The 18,697-nt window shown below is 65.7% G+C and carries 21 protein-coding genes, 1 tRNA gene and 1 pseudogene; 13 read left to right on the top strand and 10 right to left on the bottom strand.

Annotated elements, in window-relative coordinates; genetic code table 11:
- Positions 1–130 precede the first annotated feature (130 nt).
- From ACLB6G_RS01285 to ACLB6G_RS01275, 3 genes are all read right to left on the bottom strand, one after another.
- Entirely contained in the window at positions 131–589 is a 459-nt protein-coding gene (locus ACLB6G_RS01285) for a DsrE family protein (protein WP_410354296.1), read from the bottom strand.
- A gap of 109 nt (positions 590–698) precedes the next feature.
- Positions 699–1,085, bottom strand: coding sequence for a hypothetical protein (locus tag ACLB6G_RS01280; protein WP_410354295.1), 387 nt, complete (start codon positions 1,083–1,085; stop codon positions 699–701).
- Between the two features lie 94 nt (positions 1,086–1,179).
- Positions 1,180–1,752, bottom strand: coding sequence for a LuxR C-terminal-related transcriptional regulator (locus ACLB6G_RS01275; protein ID WP_410354294.1), 573 nt, complete (start codon positions 1,750–1,752; stop codon positions 1,180–1,182).
- A gap of 122 nt (positions 1,753–1,874) precedes the next feature.
- Here ACLB6G_RS01275 and ACLB6G_RS01270 point away from each other — a divergent pair, with 122 nt between their 5' ends.
- From ACLB6G_RS01270 to ACLB6G_RS01235, 8 genes are all read left to right on the top strand, one after another.
- Positions 1,875–3,413 carry a class I adenylate-forming enzyme family protein gene (locus tag ACLB6G_RS01270; RefSeq protein WP_410354293.1) on the top strand — a complete coding sequence of 513 codons (1,539 nt, stop codon included), beginning with the start codon at positions 1,875–1,877 and terminating at the stop codon, positions 3,411–3,413.
- Positions 3,414–3,415: 2 nt separating this feature from the next.
- Positions 3,416–4,219, top strand: coding sequence for a 3-hydroxybutyrate dehydrogenase (locus ACLB6G_RS01265; RefSeq protein WP_410354292.1), 804 nt, complete (start codon positions 3,416–3,418; stop codon positions 4,217–4,219).
- A gap of 55 nt (positions 4,220–4,274) precedes the next feature.
- Positions 4,275–5,480: a substrate-binding domain-containing protein gene (locus ACLB6G_RS01260; protein WP_410354291.1), complete on the top strand. Its 1,206-nt coding sequence runs from the start codon at positions 4,275–4,277 to the stop codon at positions 5,478–5,480.
- 94 nt (positions 5,481–5,574) lie between these two features.
- Positions 5,575–6,342, top strand: coding sequence for an ABC transporter ATP-binding protein (locus ACLB6G_RS01255; RefSeq protein ID WP_410354290.1), 768 nt, complete (start codon positions 5,575–5,577; stop codon positions 6,340–6,342).
- The gene (locus ACLB6G_RS01250) at positions 6,339–7,061 is read left to right on the top strand and encodes an ABC transporter ATP-binding protein (protein WP_410354289.1); all 723 of its coding nucleotides are present in this window, start codon (positions 6,339–6,341) and stop codon (positions 7,059–7,061) included. The genes ACLB6G_RS01255 and ACLB6G_RS01250 overlap by 4 nt, the downstream gene beginning before the upstream one ends.
- A 12-nt stretch (positions 7,062–7,073) precedes the next feature.
- Positions 7,074–8,066, top strand: a complete 993-nt coding sequence (locus ACLB6G_RS01245) for a branched-chain amino acid ABC transporter permease (protein WP_410354288.1) — start codon at positions 7,074–7,076, stop codon at positions 8,064–8,066.
- A 10-nt stretch (positions 8,067–8,076) separates the two neighbouring features.
- A complete protein-coding gene (locus tag ACLB6G_RS01240; RefSeq protein ID WP_410354287.1) occupies positions 8,077–9,198 on the top strand; it encodes a branched-chain amino acid ABC transporter permease in 1,122 nt (373 codons plus the stop codon).
- Positions 9,198–10,046, top strand: a complete 849-nt coding sequence (locus ACLB6G_RS01235; RefSeq protein WP_410354286.1) for an alpha/beta fold hydrolase — start codon at positions 9,198–9,200, stop codon at positions 10,044–10,046. The genes ACLB6G_RS01240 and ACLB6G_RS01235 overlap by 1 nt, the downstream gene beginning before the upstream one ends.
- A gap of 4 nt (positions 10,047–10,050) precedes the next feature.
- Here ACLB6G_RS01235 and ACLB6G_RS01230 read toward each other — a convergent pair whose 3' ends face one another.
- Entirely contained in the window at positions 10,051–10,605 is a 555-nt protein-coding gene (locus ACLB6G_RS01230; RefSeq protein WP_410354285.1) for a histidine phosphatase family protein, read from the bottom strand.
- A 41-nt stretch (positions 10,606–10,646) separates the two neighbouring features.
- Positions 10,647–11,099, bottom strand: coding sequence for a host attachment family protein (locus tag ACLB6G_RS01225; RefSeq protein WP_410354284.1), 453 nt, complete (start codon positions 11,097–11,099; stop codon positions 10,647–10,649).
- A gap of 249 nt (positions 11,100–11,348) precedes the next feature.
- Between ACLB6G_RS01225 and cobA the strand changes: the two are divergent.
- From cobA to ACLB6G_RS01200, 5 genes and pseudogenes are all read left to right on the top strand, one after another.
- A pseudogene (gene cobA, locus ACLB6G_RS01220) lies at positions 11,349–12,134 on the top strand (uroporphyrinogen-III C-methyltransferase); the annotation flags it as partial.
- The gene (locus ACLB6G_RS01215) at positions 12,131–12,436 is read left to right on the top strand and encodes a DUF2849 domain-containing protein (protein ID WP_410354283.1); all 306 of its coding nucleotides are present in this window, start codon (positions 12,131–12,133) and stop codon (positions 12,434–12,436) included. The pseudogene cobA and the gene ACLB6G_RS01215, both read left to right, overlap by 4 nt.
- A gap of 48 nt (positions 12,437–12,484) precedes the next feature.
- Positions 12,485–14,149 (top strand): nitrite/sulfite reductase, encoded by a 1,665-nt coding sequence (locus ACLB6G_RS01210; protein WP_410354282.1) that lies wholly within the window; start codon positions 12,485–12,487, stop codon positions 14,147–14,149.
- Positions 14,124–14,876, top strand: coding sequence for a phosphoadenylyl-sulfate reductase (locus ACLB6G_RS01205; RefSeq protein ID WP_410354281.1), 753 nt, complete (start codon positions 14,124–14,126; stop codon positions 14,874–14,876). Before ACLB6G_RS01210 ends, ACLB6G_RS01205 begins: the two co-directional genes overlap by 26 nt.
- A gap of 8 nt (positions 14,877–14,884) precedes the next feature.
- Positions 14,885–15,421 carry a DUF934 domain-containing protein gene (locus tag ACLB6G_RS01200; RefSeq protein WP_410354280.1) on the top strand — a complete coding sequence of 179 codons (537 nt, stop codon included), beginning with the start codon at positions 14,885–14,887 and terminating at the stop codon, positions 15,419–15,421.
- Between the two features lie 25 nt (positions 15,422–15,446).
- Here ACLB6G_RS01200 and ACLB6G_RS01195 read toward each other — a convergent pair whose 3' ends face one another.
- The 5 genes from ACLB6G_RS01195 to ACLB6G_RS01175 all read right to left on the bottom strand — a co-directional run bounded on the left by ACLB6G_RS01195 (position 15,447) and on the right by ACLB6G_RS01175 (position 18,674).
- Positions 15,447–15,875, bottom strand: coding sequence for an FKBP-type peptidyl-prolyl cis-trans isomerase (locus ACLB6G_RS01195; protein WP_410354279.1), 429 nt, complete (start codon positions 15,873–15,875; stop codon positions 15,447–15,449).
- A 170-nt stretch (positions 15,876–16,045) separates the two neighbouring features.
- On the bottom strand, positions 16,046–16,933 hold the full coding sequence (locus ACLB6G_RS01190; protein ID WP_410354278.1) for a DMT family transporter: 888 nt from the start codon (positions 16,931–16,933) through the stop codon (positions 16,046–16,048).
- A 5-nt stretch (positions 16,934–16,938) separates the two neighbouring features.
- Positions 16,939–17,736, bottom strand: a complete 798-nt coding sequence (locus ACLB6G_RS01185) for a crotonase/enoyl-CoA hydratase family protein (protein WP_410354277.1) — start codon at positions 17,734–17,736, stop codon at positions 16,939–16,941.
- Between the two features lie 174 nt (positions 17,737–17,910).
- Positions 17,911–17,995 (bottom strand) — tRNA-Leu (locus tag ACLB6G_RS01180).
- A 58-nt stretch (positions 17,996–18,053) separates the two neighbouring features.
- Positions 18,054–18,674 (bottom strand): 2,3-bisphosphoglycerate-dependent phosphoglycerate mutase, encoded by a 621-nt coding sequence (locus ACLB6G_RS01175; protein WP_410354276.1) that lies wholly within the window; start codon positions 18,672–18,674, stop codon positions 18,054–18,056.
- Positions 18,675–18,697: the final 23 nt, after the last annotated feature.

The following is an 18,697-nucleotide window of genomic DNA, read 5'->3' as shown; positions in this document are numbered from 1 at the left end:
ACTGCCACTCGGTACTTCGGGCCTGCGAAGTGACCTTGGGGCTTCGCGGTGATGCCCGCGCCGCGAAACGCAAACCCTGTTCCATCCAGTGTTTGCGTTCCGCTTGCCTGCAGCGCAGAAGGAATGCTGCCTACCAGGACAGCGTTTTCATTGCCGGATCGAACAAGTAGCCTTCAATCACCGGCCAGGAGCCCATCTGGACACCGTCGATGTAGTCGTCGATGGTCAATCCGGCGGCAGCCGAACATGCCTGGCACATCAAGACGACGCCACCGTCCTTCATGAACGCAGTCAGCATGTCCTGGATCGAGGCGTTCTGCTCCCGCATCAGTCCATGGACATGGGAGGCACGCTTCTTGTCAGCCAGGTAGACGCCGCGCACATTCAGCCAGATGACGACAGGCTTGTGATCGTTTTTCAACGCCCTTTGATGGGCAAACATGATCGCCTTGGCCGCTGCCCAGGTGTCGTCGGTGGTGAGGTTGACGAAGAGGCCGGGCTTGGCGTCCTGTGCTTGTGCGCCGACAGTCGGCATGAGGCTCGCCAGCAACAGGATGGCGGCGGCAATTACGGTTCTTGGGAAATTCATCGTCCAGTCCTTCCAATGTGATCGTTTTGCGAGAACTCGCCATGCAGCAGTCCGGCTGCATGAGATTCGTTTCGCTTCTCGTATCGCGGCCACACACCGCGAAGAGGGTTCAGATCACGATCGGAGGCGGGCCATGCTTGGGAGGGAGAAGCCTCCGGGAGAACGAGGCAAGATGGGTTGTATCGGTTGGAAACAACGGTTGGACGACCGCGAGATCCGCGGGTTCACTCGACCCGTCCGGCAGTGGCAGCGCGACTGAACCGGCGATCTGGCAGAATGCGCAGGCCTCGGTCCGGCCGGTCTCTCCCCCGGCGTCGCGGTCGTCGGTCCCGAAACAGATGACCGGGAGCGAACCATCGGGCAGTTCATAGGCGGAGAGTTCAAATGTCTGCCATGCCGAGAGGTCGACGGGCTTGTGGGCAAAGGACGCCAATGCGAGCGCAGCGATGATACTCGCGCGCATGAACAACCGGAATGCAAGGTCCCCGAGCCGCATGACAACTCCTCATGCGTGGCCTAGCAGGCTATAGTGGAGTTCGAAAGTGCCAGAATGCCGCAGCGGGAATGCCTTGCTATCCGCCCGGAACCCCTCAACCGCCCGGCATGCCGCCGACATGGCTGAGCAGTTCGGCCACGTTGGCCGCCTGGAACTTCTTCAGGAGCTTGGCCCGGTAAGTCTCCACCGTGCGCGGCGAGATGTCGATCAGCCGTGCGATTTCCTTCGAGGTGCGGCCCTCGCCCAGGTGCATGATGATCTGCCGCTCGCGGGTGGACAGGCGCACCACGGGCCGCTCGTGCGAAAGGTCGGCGAAGCTCCACACTGCCTTGGCCAGCGGGTCGCCGGCCTCCGTCAGCGTTCGCCCGCGAACCCGGCACCAGAACAGTGAACCGTCCGTGCGCGCCATGATGCGCTCGTCGGAATAACGGCCGGTTTCGCGCAGTGGTCCCACGCCTACATCGCGGATGGCCACGAACTCCTCGAACGATGGATAGAGGATGGCGAAGGACTGGTCGATCAGCGTCTCGCGCCGGTGTCCGAACATCTCCGCGAAGGCCGGGTTGCAGGCACGGATGATCCGGTTCTCCGTCATCACGATGCCGATCGGCGCCAGTTCATAGGCCATCCGGTCGAGGTCGTCTGCGTGGTTTTCCGGTTCTGTCATGCGTGTTTCTACGGTCTTGCGCCGCTGCCCTGCTCCATCTGATAGTATGCTTATACGGTGAACGGCAAAGAAGAAATGCGGGCCTTGGCCTGCCGCGCGCGCCGTGAGGGAGGATTGTCGAGATGAACCTGGCCCATTGGCTGGTCAGAAGCGCTTGCGTGTCGCCACGCAACCCGGCCCTGCTCAGGGGCACGGAGGTGGTCGCGGATTATGATGCCTTCGCCCGCGCGGCCGCCGGCATCGCCGCCGCGCTGGTGGAGGGCCATGGCGTGCGCCCGGGCGACCGGGTCGCGATCTTTGCGAAGAACTGCACCGAATATCTCGAACTCATGTGGGGCGTCTGGTTTGCCGGGGCGGCTGTCGTGCCGGTCAATGCCAAGCTGCACCCGAAGGAAGCCGCCTGGATCATCGCCGATTCCGGCGCCTCGATTGCCTTCGTCACAACGGCGCTCGGCGCCGAGCTTGAGACCGCCCGCCCGGAAAACCTGCGGACCGTGATCGACATGGGCGGCGAGACCTTTGCCGCCATGCGCGCCCATGAGCCGGTTGCCGCGCCGGCAGACCGCGCGCCGGACGATCTGGCCTGGCTGTTCTACACGTCCGGCACCACCGGCAAGCCCAAGGGCGTCATGATCACCAACGCCAATATCCAGGCCATGGTGCTGGGCTATTTCTCCAATGTCGACGAGGTCTATCCGGCCGATTGCGCGCTCTATGCCGCGCCGATCAGCCATGGTGCCGGTCTTTATTGCGTGCAGCATGTGCTCAAGGGCGCCCGCCATTGCGTGCCGCCCTCGGCCGGTTTCGAGCCGGCGGAAATCTTCGATCTGGCCCGGCGGCTGGACAGCGTCCACATGTTCGCAGCCCCCACCATGGTCAAGCGCCTCGTGGATCATGCCAGGCGTGCCGGAGAGACAGGGCAGGGCATCCGCACCATCGTCTATGGCGGCGGCCCGATGTACCTGGCCGATATCATCGAGGCCGTGGATGTGCTGGGACCGCGCTTCGCCCAGCTTTACGGGCAGGGCGAAAGCCCCATGTGCATCACCGGCATGACGCGCGCCATGGTCGCCGACCGCACCCATCCGCGCTGGCGCGAGCGTCTCGCCTCCACCGGCATCGCCCAGGCCTGTGTCGAGGTGCGCATCGCCGATGAACAGGGCAACACGCTGCCCACCGGCGAGACCGGCGAGGTGCTGGTGCGGGGCGCCTCCGTGATGAAGGGCTACTGGAACAACCCGCAAGCCAATGAGAAGACGCTGCGCGATGGCTGGCTGTGGACCGGCGACATGGGCGCGCTGGACGGGGACGGCTTCCTGACGCTGAAGGACCGCTCCAAGGATCTCATCATCTCCGGCGGCACCAACATCTACCCGCGCGAGGTGGAGGAAGCGCTGCTCACCCATCCGGCGGTTTCGGAAGTGTCCGTGGTCGGTGCGCCGCATCCCGAATGGGGCGAGGACGTGGTGGCCTTTGTCGTGCTCGCCGATGGCGCGGCGGCGGATGAGAGGGCGCTCGATGCCCATTGTCTCGACCAGATCGCCCGCTTCAAGCGGCCCAAGCGCTATCGTTTCGTCGAGGCGTTGCCCAAGAACAATTACGGCAAGGTGCTCAAGACCGAACTGCGCGCCATGCTTGCCGGCGAAACGGAAGGAGCGTGACCATGGGGCATCTCTCGGGGCGCACCTCGCTTGTCACCGGCTCCGTCCAGGGCATCGGCCTGGCCATCGCCAAGGCCCTGGCCGGCGAAGGCGTGCGCATCGCGCTGCACGGGCTTGCCAGCCCGGACGAGGCCGCCGCCGCCGAGCAGGCCTGCCGCGAGGCCGGCGCGCCCGAAACCCGCTTCTTCGATGCCGACATGCGCGACGTTGCCGCCATCGGCGCCATGATGGAGGCCGCCACCGCCTGGGGGCCGGTCGATATCCTCGTCAACAATGCGGGCATACAGAAGACGGTGCCCATCGCGGAGGCAACGCCGGAGATCTGGGACGCCATCATCGCGGTCAACCTGTCCGGCGCCTTCCACACCATGCGCCACGCCCTGCCGGGCATGGGCGCGCGCGGCTTCGGCCGGGTCATCAACATCGCCTCGGTGCATGGCCTCGTCGCATCGAAGGACAAGGCGCCCTATGTGGCATCGAAGTTCGGGCTGGTCGGCATGAGCAAGGTCGCAGCCCTCGAATATGCTGCCTGCGGCAGCCGCGAGACCGGCGGTGTGACCGTCAACTGCATCTGCCCCGGCTGGACCGAGACAGCCATCATCGAGCCGCAGGTCGCCGCGCGCGCCGCCGAACATGGTGGCGACCGGACCGCCGGCATCGCCAGCCTGCTGGCCGAGAAGCAGCCGAGCCTGCGCACCTCCGATCCGTCCGAGATCGGCGCGCTGGCCGCATGGCTGTGCCATCCCCAGGCCCACAACGTCACCGGCGCCTCCTTCCCCGTCGACGGGGGCTGGACCGCCCAATGATGAATGCGCCGGAGGTCCGGCGTGTTTCCACGCTTCTGACAGGAGGAGACATCGCATGAAGAAATGGATGACTGCATTGGCCATGGCCTCGGCGCTTGCCGCCGGCGCGCTTGGCTCCGCGACCGCCCAGGATGGCGATCCGGTGAAGATCGCCCTGGTGCACGGGCTTTCCGGCTCGCCGCTGGAGGCCTTTTCCAAGCAGACCTCGACCGGCTTCCAGCTCGGCCTCGAATACGCGACCAATGGCACCATGGAGATCAAGGGCCGCAAGATCGAGGTGATCGAGAAGGACACCCAGTTCAAGCCCGACGTGGCCCGTTCGGCGCTCGCCGAGGCCTATGGCGATGACGACGCGCTGATCGCCGTCGGCGGCACGTCTTCGGGTGTCACAACCGCCATGCTGCCCGTGGCCGCCGAGTACGAGAAGATCCTCGTCGTCGAGCCGGCCGTCGCCGATTCGCTGACCGGACCGGATTCCAACCGCTACGTCTTCAAGACCTCGCGCAACTCGTCCATGGACATGCAGGCCCAGGCCAAGGCGCTCAGGCCCGACGACAAGCTGTTCGTCGCCACGCTCGCCCAGGACTATGCCTTCGGCAAGGACGGCATCGCCGCCTTCAAGGCCGCGCTGGAAGGCACCGGCGCGACGGTCGTTGCCGAGGAATACGTTCCCATCAAGACGACCGATTTCACCGCCACCATAGAGCGCATGTTCAACGCGCTGAAGGACAGGGACGGCCGCAAGGTCATCGTGATCTATGTCGCCGGCATCGACGCCATGACGCCGATCACCGCCGCCGATCCGGGCCGTTACGGTATCGAGATCTCCACCGGTGGAAACATCCTCCCGGCCATGGCCTCCTACAAGCAGGTGCCGGGCATGGAAGGCGCGATCTACTACTACTACGAACTGCCGAAGAACGAGATCAACGACTGGCTCGTCGCCGAGCACCAGAAGCGCTTCAATTCGCCGCCGGACTTCTTCACCGCCGGCGGCATGGCCGCGGCGCTCGCCATCGCCAAGGCGCTCGAGACCGCCGGGGAATGGGACACCGAGACACTGATCTCCACCATGGAAGGCATGAGCTGGGAGACGCCCAAGGGCACCATGACCTTCCGCCCGGAGGATCATCAGGCGATGCAGTCCATGTATCACTTCAAGATCAGGGTGGACGACAATGTCGAATGGGCCATCCCGGAACTGGTGCGCGAGATCACGCCCGACGAGATGAACATCCCCGTCGGCCGCAACAACCAGTAACACCTGCAAACAGGGCGCCGGCCGCATGCCGGCCGGCGCCCGCGACCTCTGGAACCGCAACCAACAAGAACGAACAAGGCGGATCATTGGCCCCATGTCCAAGCCATCCCTCGAATCCCGCGACCTGACCATCCGCTTCGGCGGCCATGTCGCCGTCAATGCGGTGACGTGCGCCTTCCGGCCGGGTGAGCTGACCGTCATCGTCGGCCCCAACGGCGCGGGCAAGACGACCTGGTTCAATCTCATGTCCGGCCAGTTGAGGCCGTCTGCCGGCACCATCCTAAAGGACGGCCGCGACATCACCGCGCTGTCGCCCTCGGCGCGCGCCAAGGCCGGCATGGGCCGGGCCTTCCAGTTGACCAATCTCTTTCCCAAGCTCTCGGTGCTGGAGAACATCCGCCTCGCCGTCCAGGCGCGTCACGGCATCGGCCCGCGCCTGTTCCGCCCGGTGGGGGCGTTCCGCGGCCTGGTGGAGAAGGCGGAACAGCATCTGGCCGCGGCCCGGCTGGAGCGCGTGGCCCACATGCCCGCCGCCGCGCTGCCGCATGGCGACCAGCGCAAGCTGGAAGTGGCTCTGCTTCTGGCCATGGAGCCGGACATCTTCATGTTCGACGAGCCGACCGCCGGCATGAGCGTCGACGAGGCGCCGGTCATCCTTGAACTCATCGCCAATATCAAGAACGACAGGGCCAAGACCATCCTGCTGGTGGAGCACAAGATGGACGTGGTGCGCGCGCTCGCCGACCGCATCGTCGTCCTGCACAACGGCGAGCTTGTCGCCGACGGCCCGCCCGACGAGGTGATCGCATTGCCCATCGTGCGCGAGATCTATCTCGGCATTCCCGCGGAGGACGCGGCATGAGCGCCCCGATCCTGTCCCTTGAGGGCGTCCACACCGACATCGCCCAGTACCAGATCCTGCACGGCATCGACCTCGCCGTGCCCGAAGGCGGCGTCTATGTGCTGCTTGGCCGCAACGGCGCCGGCAAGACGACGACGCTGCGCACCATCATGGGCCTGTGGAAGGCGCGTGCCGGGGCCGTGCGCTTTCGCGGCCAGGACATCGCCCGCTTGCATACCTCCGACATCGCCCGCCTCGGCATCGCCTTCGTGCCCGAGAACATGGGCATATTCGGCGGTCTGACGGTGGAGGAAAACATGCGTCTGGCCTCGCGTGACGGCACCTTCGATGCGAAGCGGCTGGCATGGATACAGGACCTGTTTCCCGCCATGCGCACCTTCTGGCAGAAGCCGGCCTGGGCGCTGTCGGGCGGCCAGAAGCAGATGCTGGCCATCTCGCGCGCCATCATCGAGCCGCGCGAACTGATCCTCATCGACGAGCCGACCAAGGGCCTGGCGCCGGCGATCATCCGCGCCATGGTGGACGCCTTCCGCGAGGTGGCGGCCGACACGACCATTCTCCTGGTCGAGCAGAACTTCATGTTCGCCTCGGCGCTCGGGACCGGTGTGTCCGTCATCGATGACGGGCGCATCGTCCATTCCGGCGCCATGGCCGATCTCGTGGCCGACAAGACGCTTCAGACCAGGCTGCTGAGCCTCTCGCTCGACGCGCACCAGTAGGGGAACCATGACATGAACGTTTCGGATGTCATCAACCGTTTCGGCGGCGTCAATCTCCTGCCGCTTGTCCTGATGGTGCTCGCCCTGCCGCTGATCGGCTCGGTCTCGTCATGGGTGACGCTGACGGTGGCCGGGCTCGCCATGGGCATGATGATCTTTCTCATGGCCTCCGGCCTGAGCCTCGTCTTCGGCCTGATGGACGTGCTCAATTTCGGCCATTCCGCCTTCATCTCGTTTGGCGCCTTCATCGCCGCCAGCGTCCTTGCGGCGCTCGCGGCCTGGGTGGCCGCGGATTCGGTCGCGCTGAACCTGCTCGCACTCTTCGCGGCCATCGCCGCGGCCAGCCTGTTCGGCCTTGCCGCCGGCTGGTTCTTCGAGCGCGTCATCGTCAAGCCGGTCTATCGCGACCACCTGCGCCAGATCCTCATCACCATCGGCGCGCTCATCGTCGCGGAACAGCTGATCCTGGCCATATGGGGCGGCGCGCCCATTCCCGTGCCGCGCCCGGCCGTCCTCCAGGGCTCGGTGATCATCGGCGACGTCGCCATCGAGACCTATCGCATCTTCGCTTTCCTGCTGGGACTTGCCGCCTTCATCGCGCTTTATTTGGTGCTCAACCGCACGCGTATCGGCCTGCTGATCCGCGCCGGCGTGGAAAACCGCGAAATGGTCGAGGCGCTCGGCTTCCGCATCGACCGCATCTTCGTCGGCGTCTTCATGGCCGGTTCGGCGCTCGCCGCCATGGGCGGGGCCATGTGGGCCGGCTACCAGGGCCTGATTTCCGGCACGCTGGGCGCGGAGATGATGATCCTTGTCTTCATCGTTGTCATCATCGGCGGGCTGGGTTCCATCGAGGGCTCGCTGCTTGGCGCGCTGCTCGTCGGCCTGCTCGGCAACTACGTCGCCTTCCTGTTCCCGAAGCTGTCGCTGGCTTCCAACATGCTCCTGATGATGGCCGTGCTGCTGTGGCGGCCCTGGGGCCTGCGCCCGGCCGTCAAGCCGTGAGGATGACAAGATGACCGCCACTGCCACCTCCGCTGCCTCCCTGTCCGCCTCCGCCGCCGCCCATGCCCGGGCGGTGCGCAACGGCCGGATCATCGTCTGGTCGGCGGCCGCGCTGATCGCCTTCTGCCTTGCCTTCGCGCCCTTCCTGTTTTCCGATGTGCGCGCCCAGCAGGTCGCCGCCCGCATCTGTGTCTTCATCGTGCTGGCCGCCAGCTACGACCTGCTGATCGGCTATACCGGCATCGTCTCCTTCGCCCATACCATGTTCTTCGGGCTTGGCGCCTATGGCACGGCCATGGCGCTGAAATCCATGGGTGCGGGCTTCGACGCCATCTTCCTTGGTGGCGGGGCGGGCGTTGCGCTGGCCGCCGTCCTGGCCGTCGCCATCGGCGTGCTCAGCCTGCGCGTCAAGGCGATCTTCTTTGCCATGGTCACGCTGGCCGCCGCGTCGGTGATGATGGTGCTCGCCTCCCAGCTTTCGGAGTTCACCGGCGGCGAGGACGGCATCGTCTATTCGGCACCGAAGATATTCTCTCCGGCCACGAAGCTTCTCACCGATGACGACGGCAAGGTGCTGAAGGTGCTTGGCGTGTCGATGAACGGCAAGGTCGCTGCCTACTACTTCGTCTTCCTCACCTGCCTCGTGCTGTTCTACGCGCTGGTGCGCATCGTCCGTTCGCCGCTCGGAACCGTGCTTGAGGCGATCCGCGAGAACGAGTTGCGCGCCGAGGCCATCGGCTACCGTGTCGTGGCCTACCGCACGGCGGTCTTCGTCATCGCGGCCGTGATCGCGGCGCTGGCCGGCGTCGTCTGGGCGGTCTGGCTGAAATATACGGGGCCGGAATCGACGCTCTCCTTCGCCATCATGATCGACATCCTGCTCATGGTCGTGATCGGCGGCATGGGCACCATGGTCGGCGCCGTCATCGGCGTCGTGATCATGACGCTGGCGCAGTTCTACCTCAAGGACGTGATGGCAACGGCAGCCGAGGCCACCGCCGGCCTGCCGCTCGTCCCGCATCTCGTCGATCCCGACCGCTGGCTGCTCTGGCTCGGCATCCTGTTCATCCTGCTTGTCTATTTCTTCCCCGCCGGAATCGCTGGCACGCTCATGAAGAAGGGAGGCCACTGATGCCGGTTTCGCCCGTTCCCCGCTCGTCCTACATCCGCTGCGGCGCCCATGAACTCCACGTCACCGAATGGGGTGATCCGGCCAACCCGCCGCTTGTGATGTGGCACGGCCTGGCGCGTACGGGCCGCGACTTCGACGAGGCTGCCGCCGCCCTTTCGGACGCCTATTTCGTGATCTGTCCGGACACGCTCGGGCGCGGCCTGTCGTCCTGGGCAGGCGACGAGGCGGTGGACTATTCCTATGCCGCCTTCGCCGATCACGCCGTCGCCATCCTCGACAATTACGGCATCGGCGAAACGCGCTGGGTGGGCACGTCCATGGGCGGCCTGATCGGCGTGACGCTGGCCGGCGGGCGCCTGAAGGGCCGCATCACCCATCTGGTCGTCAACGACATCGGCCCGGCCATTCCGGAAGCCGCGTCCGGCCGCATCGCCGCCTATGTCGGCGCGCCGCCGGTTTTTGACACGGTGGGCGAACTGGAGGATTGGCTGCGCGTCAACTACGCGCCATTCGGCGCCAACACGGCCGCCTTCTGGCGGCGCATGGCCGACACGTCAAGCCGGCGAACCGACGCCGGCAAGGTGACCGTCCACTACGACCCGCGCATCGTCACCCAGTTCACCCTGCACAAGGGCGATCTGGACTGCTGGCAATTCTACGATGCGGTGACGGCGAAGGCGCTGCTGCTGCGCGGGGAGGAGTCCGACGTGCTGCCGCGCGCTGTGGCCGAGGAGATGACGCGCCGTGGCCCGAAGCCGGAACTGGTGGAATTCACCGGTGTGGGCCACGCCCCGACGCTCGCCAGCGACAGCGAAGTCGCGCTGTTGCGGGATTTCCTCGCCGCCTGACCGGTCAGGATGGCGGAATCTTCCCGAGGACTTCCAGGGCGCCGTTGCCGTCGGGTCTTGCCACCACGATCTCGCCCGAGCGGGGAATGACGCCTGTCAGAGCGGTGATGTTGACCTGATGGGTCACGAGCATGGCCGGCCGGTCAAGGTCCAGGCCTTCGATTGCCGTGATCGTCTCGTCTGTCTGGGTTTTCGCCCGGTCCGGCTGCGAAAAGAACGAGTTGAGCGACGGCATGTCCTTGACCGGCCCGAGGTCGAGCAGTTCCGCCGTTTCCCTCGTCCGGCACCATTGCGACGTCCCCACGAAACCGAAGGCGATGCCGGCATCCTTGAGGCGTTGCCCCGTCTCACGGGCCTGCTCACGGCCCTCGTCGGAGAGATTGCGCTGTGTCGTGCAATCGCCGAGCGTGAAATCGTGCGGGTCGCCTGTCCCTGGCGCGGTGGCGTGGCGCATCAGCGCGACGACGCCGCCCTGCCTGAGAAGCGAAAGATCGTCCGCCGCGGCCGGCACGGCGGTGCCGGCCAGCAGAAAACCCAGCAAAAGCAACAGTCGCAACATCACTCCTTTCCGGCTGTCCTGCCTGTTTGTCGATTTTTCAATCATGCCTGATGGTGGAAGTGCTTTTCGATCGCGTCAACCGGGTGATTGGTCAGGTCCTTGTCGATCTCGCCTGCCAGCCGGTCGCGCACCTCCTTGTGATACTCCTTGCGCATCTCGCCGAGGATCATCGGCGCGGCAATGACGAACAGGCGGTCATAGTCGCCCCGATGCGCCATCTTGTAGAGCCTGTCGGCGATGTCCTTGGCGAAGCGTTCCTTGCCGAGCCGGTGCCAGTCGGTGTCCTGAACGGCGCTGCGGTGCTGCGGGCCGGCGTCATGCAGGCGCCCGGGGCGGTTCGCGCCCTGCTCGCGGGTCGGCGGGTTTTCCTGTGTGACCTCCCGTCTGACCTTCAGAAATGGAAATTCCTCGTCGCCGTCATTGACGAGAAACAGGGCCTTTTCACCATCGGCAACGACCACAAGGTCGCCATACCCGATCCTGGGTGCTGTCATGTATTCCTCCTGCTCAACTCTTGAAAAACTTCGAATATGCGGAATTTCGCATGGGAAACGATGTTCCGCCAGCGGCGCCGGAATGATTTTCTGTCGCACCTCACCCTGACGCAAAAGCGATTTGCACGGCCGTCCCGCCACGACGGCGCTGTTCCTTCATCTGCACGGTCCTTTCCACGACAATTCCGGGCAATGAGAAGGATCGTCTCCATGACTGCCAACACAATCGCACCGCCGCGGGTTCCCGATGCCGGCCATGTCGCGCTTGTCGGCGCCGGACCGGGTGCCGCCGACCTGCTGACACTGCGCGCCATGCGCCTGATCGCTTGCGCCGACGTGGTGGTCCACGATGCCCTCGTGCCCGGCGAGGTGCTGGACCTCGTGCCGCGCGGCATCGCCCGCATTGCCGCAGGCAAGCGCAAGGGCTGCCATTCCAAGTCGCAGGACGAGATCAACATGCTTCTCGTCAGCCTTGCCCGTGCGGGCAAGCGCATCGTGCGCCTCAAATGCGGCGATCCGCTGATCTTCGGCCGGGCAGGCGAGGAACTGGCCGCGCTGCGCGAGGCGGGCGTTGCCCATGAGGTCGTGCCGGGCGTCACCGCCGCCTTTGCCGCGGCTGCTGATTTCGCGCTGCCGCTGACACTGCGCGGCGTTGCCTCCTCCATGGTCTTCACCACCGGCCACGACCTGAAGGGCAAGGCCCTGCCGGACTGGGCGCGTCTTGCCGTGGCGGGTTCCACGGTTGCCGTCTACATGGGCCGCTCGATCGCAGCCAGCGTGGCTGCAAGACTCATGCAGGCCGGCCTGCCGGCCGAGACGCCGGTCGCCGTCGTCGAGAATGCCAGCTACGCGGGCGCGCGCCTGCTCCATGGCACTTTGGCGGACCTGCCGGCGCTGGAAGGCCGCGCGGACATGACCGGCCCCGTCATGACCATCATCGGCGAGGCGGTGGCGGGAGCCGATTTCTCGCGTTCGAACCCGCTCGCCCGTTCCGCACTCCACGAAACGCCTGTCACAGAGGATGTGTCCGCATGAAGATCCTGACCGCCAACCGCCTGTCCGACGGAATTGCCGTATGGCTTCGTGCCGATCATTCCTGGGCACCCGACATTGCCGAGGCAGAGCTGGCGCGCGACGCCGCCTGCGAGGAAAAGCTCACGCGCGCCGGCCATGCCGCCTTTCTGAAGAACGAGGTCGTGGACGTGAATCTCGTCGATGTCGATCTCGTAGAGGGGGAAATCGTGCCGCGCCGCCTCCGCGAACGCATACGCGCCGCAGGCCCCACCATTGCCGCGAAGGCCGACACGCCGCATTCGCCGGCCCGCCGCGCCGCCTGATCCCACGCAGGCAGGGCATGCGGACAACCACCAACGGGATTTGAAGCCATGTACCGCTATGACGAGTTCGACCACGCCTTCGTGAAGGCGCGCGTTGCCGAATTCTCCGATCAGGTGCGCCGCCGGCTCGACGGCGAGATCACCGAGGACCAGTTCAAGCCGCTCCGGCTGATGAACGGCGTCTATCTGCAACTCCACGCCTACATGCTGCGGGTCGCCATTCCCTATGGCACGCTGTCCTCGCGGCAGATGCGCAAGCTGGCCCATATTGCCCGCACCCATGACCGCGGCTACGGCCATTTCACCACCCGCCAGAACATCCAGTTCAACTGGCCGGCGCTCGCCGATACGCCGAAGATCCTGGAGGAACTGGCCGCGGTCGGGATGTACGCCATCCAGACGTCCGGTAATTGCATCCGCAATGTGACTGCCGATCACTTCGCCGGTGCCGCCGCCGACGAGGTGGCCGACCCGCGTCCCTATGCCGAGATCCTGCGGCAATGGTCCACGGTCCATCCGGAATTTTCCTACCTTCCGCGCAAGTTCAAGATCGCGGTGACCGGCGCCGAGGCCGACCGCGCGGCGATCCAGACCCACGACATCGGCCTGCACCTGAAGCGGGACTCTGGCGGGAAGCTCGGCTTTGCCGTCTGGGTGGGTGGCGGCCAGGGCCGCACGCCGATTCTGGCCAAAAAGATCAGGGACTTCCTGCCCGAGGCCCATCTCCTGTCCTATGTGACCGCGATCCTGCGGGTCTACAACCTTCATGGCCGCCGGGACAACAAGTACAAGGCGCGCATCAAGATCCTCGTCCACGAGACCGGAACGGAGGAGTTCACCCGGCAGGTGGAGGCCGAATGGGCCGCGTTGAAGGACGGCGAACTGACGCTGCCGCAGGCCGATATCGACGCCATCGCCGCTTATTTCGCGCCGCCCCCGCTGGTGGAGCGTGCCGAAGGCGTGGTCGCCGAGATCGCCGCCAGGCAGGCCGATCCCGGCTTTTCCGCCTGGCTGCGCCGCAACGTCACGCCGCACCGCCATCCCGACTATGCGGTCGTGACGATTTCGCTCAAGGGCATCGGCGAGGTGCCGGGCGACGCATCCGCCTCGCAGATGGACGCGGTGGCGGATCTGGCGGAAGATCTGGCCTATGACGAAATTCGTGTCAGTCACGAGCAGAACCTCGTCCTGCCCCATGTGGCGCGCGCCGACCTCAAGGCGGTCTACGACAGGCTGGTGGCAGCGGAACTGGCCACGGCGAATGCCGGGCTTGTCACCGACATCATCGCCTGCCCCGGCCTCGACTACTGCGCGCTCGCAAATGCCCGCTCCATTCCCGTGGCCCAGGAAATCTCCACCCGGCTGGAAAGCCGCCAGGAGGAGATCGGCGACCTGAAGATCAAGATTTCCGGCTGCATCAATGCCTGCGGCCATCACCATGTCGGCCATATCGGCATTCTCGGCGTGGAGAAGAAGGGGGCGGAACTCTACCAGGTCACGCTCGGCGGCTCCGGCGCGGAGGACGCGTCCATCGGCGAGATCATCGGCCGCGGTTTCGAGCCCGACAGGATCGCCGGCGCCATCGAGACCATCATCGACACCTACCTGTCCCTGCGTTCCGGCAAGGAGGAGACCTTCCTCGCCGCCTACCGGCGCCTCGGACCGGCACCCTTCAAGGAGGCGCTCTATGCTGACGAAGCAAAGGCAGCCTGATCCGGCAACGCATGCCGCCGCCCGGGCTGCGGATTTCGAGGCGCGCTACGCCGACCTGCCACCCGCGCTGATCGTCGAGATCGCCGCACGGACCCTTTTTCCCGGCACGGTGACCGCCGTATCCTCCTTCGGGGCGGATTCGGCCGTGCTGCTGCACATGATCGCGAAAGTCGCGCCGGACCTTCCCGTCGCCTTCCTCGATACCGGCCATCACTTCGGGGAGACGATCGCCTACCGCGATGCCCTCCTTGCCGATCTGGGACTGACCAATCTCCAGGTCTTTCATCCCAATGCCAGCCAGCTTGCCTTGCGCGACCCGGCCAATGACCTGCACGGGCGCGACACCGACACCTGCTGCGCCATCCGGAAGGTGGAGCCGATGGCGCGCGCGGTGGAGCCCTGCGAGGCATGGTTCACCGGACGCAAGCGCTTCCAGGCGGCAACCCGCGCCGCCCTTCCCGTCTTCGAGCCGGTCGGCCATCGCATTCGCGTCAATCCCCTGGCCCACATGGAGCCCGACGCCGTTCGCGCCTATGCGGAACGCCACGGGTTGCGCGAAAATCCGCTTGTCGCCTTCGGTTACCTGTCGATCGGCTGCTTTCCGTGTACCCAGCCGGTCCGTCCGGGCGACGATGCCCGGTCCGGGCGCTGGGCTGGCCAGTCCAGGACCGAATGCGGCATCCACCTCGACGGGCTGGAACAGTCCCTGTCCTCGTCCGAACTGTGAGCGCGACCATGCCTGAAACGAATGACAACACCGCCCCCCGCCTGTGGACCCGGAAAGCCGGCTTTGCCGCTGATGGCTGGATTCGAGCCGATGGCGTGGACGGTCATGCCCCGGACGCGCGCCTGATCCTGCCGCTCGATGCCTTCCTGGCCCTCGATGCAGGGGAGCGGGCACGCCGCGCCGGTTGCCTCGCCGTCGAGGTGCAGCCCGGCCAGGGCATCGAAGCGCTGCTGCCGTTTCTCGCCGGCCTGCCGCTGATCGTGCTGGCCTTCCCTGCTTTCAATGACGGGCGGTCCTATTCCAAGGCGGCGCTTTTGCGCACCCGCCATGGCTATGCCGGCCCGCTCCGGGCGTCAGGCGACATCCTGCCGGACCAGCTGGCCCACCTGCTGCGCACGGGTTTCGATGAACTGGAAGTGTCGCACCCGGTCGCGATTGCCCGTCTCGAATCGGGCAAGGTGGATGCCTATGCCGCCCACTACCAGCCGGCTGCGAATGCCGCGCGGCCGGCGGGACGTTATTCCTGGCGGCGCGTTCCGGCCTGAGCGGCCGGAACGCTTGCCAATTCGCTCAGCCGATCTCCACCATCTCGACGGCGAAGGTCAGGTCATGGCCGGCCAGCGGATGGTTGGCGTCCACGGTGATGGTGTCCTCGGCCACCTCGATGACGATGAGCTGGACCGGTACGCCGTTCGGCGTCTGGGCCTGCAATTGCATGCCGACCTGCGGTTCCAGATCCGGCGGCAGCGCGTTGCGGGGCACCTGCTGCACCTGGCGCGGGTCGCGCTCTCCATAAGCCTCGTCGGCTGCGATCGTCACCGTCTTCTGGTCGCCGACCGCCATGCCGGCGATTTCCTTTTCAAGGCCGGGGATGATCTGTCCCGCGCCAAGCTGGAAGGCCAGCGGGTCGCGGCCCTCCGAACTGTCGAATTTCGTGCCGTCGGCCAGCGTTCCGGTGTAGTGGATCTTGACGTTATCGCCGTTCTTCGCGGTGCTCACGCAGTGGTCTCCTTCATGATCTGGCAAAACTGCAAGCCAGAACGCGAAGGAACGACCAGTCAGCAATGCGCGCGGTTTTTTTCAACGCCGCCTTGGCGCAAGGTGTCCTGTCGAATCTTGCATGATGAGGCATGTGATGCAACCGCGCGGTGCCGGCAAATCCGGCCTTTTCATCGCCGGGATGCAGGCTTTTTCAGGTTCAGCAGGTTCCCGGCGAGGATGAGTGCGGCCCCGGCCACGGTCCAGATGTCGATCAGTTCGGCATAGATGAGCCAGCCGGCCAGCGCGGTCAGCGGCACCCGCAGGAAGTCCATCGGCACCACCACGGTGGCATCGGCATGTGTCATCGCCTTGGCCATGCAGAAATGCGAGAACGTGCCGCAGAACGCGACCAGCACGATCCACGGCCAGAGATCGGCCGGAACCGGCTGCCAGACCATGATGGAGGGCACAAGGCCGATGGCCGCCTGGATGATGAGCATCCAGAAGATGATCGCGACGGGGCTGTCGGTGCGCGTCAGCGACTTGACCAGCACCACGGAGATGGCGAAGCCGACCGCTGCGGAAAGCGAGACAAGCTGGCCCAGGCTGACCTCGCCGGTCACGGGACGCACGATCATCACCACGCCGACAAGCCCCAGCGCGATGGCGGCGGCCTTGAACCGGTTCATGCTTTCGCCGAGGAAGAAATAGGCCAGAACCGCGGTCCAGATCGGCATGGTGAACTCGATGGAGATGACCTGAGCCAGCGGGATCAGCGTGACCGCCAGCAGCCAGGCATATTGCGCGGCATAATGCACCACGTTGCGCGACAGGTGGCGCAGCGGCTTGGCAGACCGCATCGCGCGCCAGCCCCCCGCCTTCATCACCAGCGGCTGCAGCAGCGCGAAGCCGATGAAGGCGCGCAACTCCATCACCTGGAAGACATCCAGCCGGCTGGCGGTCTCGCGGCCCGCCACCGCCATTGTCAGCATCAGGGCCAGCCAGCCGGCCATCCACAGCGCTGCCTTCGTGATGGATGCCTGCGTGCCGGTGGAGAGGGGGAGCGGGCGCGCCATATCGTCTATTGCGGTTTCACGCGCGGGCCGGTCTTGTTGGCGAAGGCTTCGAGGCGCTCCTTCGATGCCGGCTGCGTGTTGACGATGCCGGCCACCACCGATTCGGCATAGGAGGCGTCGAGCGGCGACATGTTCTGCATGTGCGAGATGGCCGAGCAGATGGCGAAATTCGACAGCGGCGGATTTTCCGCCGTCCGCCGCGCGATCTCGAAGGCGCGCGCCTCGCTGTCGTCGACGAGATACTGTGCCAGGCCGACGTCGATGGCTTCCTGGTCCTTGTAGATGCGTCCGGTCAGCATCATGTCGATCATCCGCGCCTTGCCGACGAGCCCCGCGACCCGGATCGTCGCGCCGCCGCCGGTGAACAGGCCGCGCTGGCCTTCCGGCAGGGCGAAATAGGTGGTGCGGTCCGCCACGCGCACATGCACCGACGAGGCCAGTTCCAGCCCGCCGCCGACCACCGCGCCCTTCAGCGCCGCGATCACCGGAATGCCGGAATACTCGATCTTGTTGAAGGCCTCGTGCCAGCGCAGGCAGACATGCATGAAGTCCGCCGCCGTGCGGTCCTGCCGGTGATGCTCGACCAGGTCGAGCCCGGCGGAAAAGTGGTCGCCCGCCGCGCACAGCACCACCGCGCGCACGCCTTCGCGCGGCAGGGCGTTGAAGATGGAGACGAACTGCTCGATGGTGGAGAGGTCCAGCGCATTGCGCTTGTCCGGCCTGTTGAGCCGCACCGTGGCGATCCCGTCGCCGTCCACATCGACCGTGACTGTTTCCAGATCCAGATCGGCAAGCCGCTGCATTCCATGCTCCTCACGCGATTTTCAGCGGACCATGGCTATTCCGGCCGGGCGCAATGCGCAAGCCTTGCCTCATGCACAAGGGCATTGCGGGTTTTCGGGTCCAGCGTCAGCCCGTTGCAGGACAACAAAAAAGCCCGCTTGCGCGGGCTCTTTTGTCCGGACAGGCCGGGAATCTGGTGCCCAGGAGAGGACTCGAACCTCCACGCCTCGCGGCACACGGACCTGAACCGTGCGCGTCTACCAATTCCGCCACCTGGGCAGGTGCCGCGCCGATGTAGGCGGATTGCCCGCCTGTGTCAACGCGGTTTGCGAGGAATTTATTTCGCCAGCACGGTTTTTTCGGTGACCAGCGTGTCCGGTCCCAGTTCGTAGATCATCGGCTCGCCGGTGGCGATTTCGAAGCCCACGATTTCGTCCTTGCCGAGGCGTTCCAGGACCATGCAGATGGAGCGCAGCGAATTGCCGTGCGCGGCCACCAGCACCGTCTTTCCCTGCATCACGGCGGGCAGGATGTCGGTGACGAAATAGGGCAGGGTGCGCGCCAGCGTGTCCTTCAGGCTTTCCCCGCCAGGCGGCGGCACGTCGTAGGAGCGGCGCCAGATGTGAACCTGTTCCTCGCCCCACTTGGCGCGCGCGTCGTCCTTGTTGAGGCCCGACAGGTCGCCATAGTCACGCTCGTTGAGCGCCAGGTCGCGCTTCGTCTCCAGCCCTTCCTGGCCCAGTTCGGCCAGCATCAGGTCCAGCGTCTTCTGCGCCCGGCTGAGTTCGGACGTGAACGCGATGTCGAATGTCAGGCCGCGCGCCTTCAGCGCCTTGCCCGCCGCCTTGGCTTCCTCGATGCCCTTTTCGGTCAGGCCCGGATCCTTCCACCCGGTGAAGAGGTTCTTCAGGTTCCATTCGCTCTGCCCGTGACGGACGAGAACCAGCGTGCCAGCCATGTCTTCAGGTCTCCTGTGTGGTG

It is taken from the genome of Zhengella sedimenti (genome assembly GCF_046506625.1).
GTDB lineage: Bacteria > Pseudomonadota > Alphaproteobacteria > Rhizobiales > Rhizobiaceae > Zhengella > Zhengella sedimenti.
Note: the sequence above shows the minus strand (reverse complement) of the source record. Positions and strands in the feature narration are given on the sequence as shown.

Coding starts and splice junctions, on each gene's coding strand:
- ACLB6G_RS01285 (WP_410354296.1), bottom strand. CDS start 589: ATGAATTTCCCAAGAACCGTAATTGCCGCCGCCATCCTGTTGCTGGCG.
- ACLB6G_RS01280 (WP_410354295.1), bottom strand. CDS start 1,085: ATGCGGCTCGGGGACCTTGCATTCCGGTTGTTCATGCGCGCGAGTATC.
- ACLB6G_RS01275 (WP_410354294.1), bottom strand. CDS start 1,752: ATGACAGAACCGGAAAACCACGCAGACGACCTCGACCGGATGGCCTAT.
- ACLB6G_RS01270 (WP_410354293.1), top strand. CDS start 1,875: ATGAACCTGGCCCATTGGCTGGTCAGAAGCGCTTGCGTGTCGCCACGC.
- ACLB6G_RS01265 (WP_410354292.1), top strand. CDS start 3,416: ATGGGGCATCTCTCGGGGCGCACCTCGCTTGTCACCGGCTCCGTCCAG.
- ACLB6G_RS01260 (WP_410354291.1), top strand. CDS start 4,275: ATGAAGAAATGGATGACTGCATTGGCCATGGCCTCGGCGCTTGCCGCC.
- ACLB6G_RS01255 (WP_410354290.1), top strand. CDS start 5,575: ATGTCCAAGCCATCCCTCGAATCCCGCGACCTGACCATCCGCTTCGGC.
- ACLB6G_RS01250 (WP_410354289.1), top strand. CDS start 6,339: ATGAGCGCCCCGATCCTGTCCCTTGAGGGCGTCCACACCGACATCGCC.
- ACLB6G_RS01245 (WP_410354288.1), top strand. CDS start 7,074: ATGAACGTTTCGGATGTCATCAACCGTTTCGGCGGCGTCAATCTCCTG.
- ACLB6G_RS01240 (WP_410354287.1), top strand. CDS start 8,077: ATGACCGCCACTGCCACCTCCGCTGCCTCCCTGTCCGCCTCCGCCGCC.
- ACLB6G_RS01235 (WP_410354286.1), top strand. CDS start 9,198: ATGCCGGTTTCGCCCGTTCCCCGCTCGTCCTACATCCGCTGCGGCGCC.
- ACLB6G_RS01230 (WP_410354285.1), bottom strand. CDS start 10,605: ATGTTGCGACTGTTGCTTTTGCTGGGTTTTCTGCTGGCCGGCACCGCC.
- ACLB6G_RS01225 (WP_410354284.1), bottom strand. CDS start 11,099: ATGACAGCACCCAGGATCGGGTATGGCGACCTTGTGGTCGTTGCCGAT.
- ACLB6G_RS01215 (WP_410354283.1), top strand. CDS start 12,131: ATGAAGATCCTGACCGCCAACCGCCTGTCCGACGGAATTGCCGTATGG.
- ACLB6G_RS01210 (WP_410354282.1), top strand. CDS start 12,485: ATGTACCGCTATGACGAGTTCGACCACGCCTTCGTGAAGGCGCGCGTT.
- ACLB6G_RS01205 (WP_410354281.1), top strand. CDS start 14,124: ATGCTGACGAAGCAAAGGCAGCCTGATCCGGCAACGCATGCCGCCGCC.
- ACLB6G_RS01200 (WP_410354280.1), top strand. CDS start 14,885: ATGCCTGAAACGAATGACAACACCGCCCCCCGCCTGTGGACCCGGAAA.
- ACLB6G_RS01190 (WP_410354278.1), bottom strand. CDS start 16,933: ATGGCGCGCCCGCTCCCCCTCTCCACCGGCACGCAGGCATCCATCACG.
- ACLB6G_RS01185 (WP_410354277.1), bottom strand. CDS start 17,736: ATGCAGCGGCTTGCCGATCTGGATCTGGAAACAGTCACGGTCGATGTG.
- ACLB6G_RS01175 (WP_410354276.1), bottom strand. CDS start 18,674: ATGGCTGGCACGCTGGTTCTCGTCCGTCACGGGCAGAGCGAATGGAAC.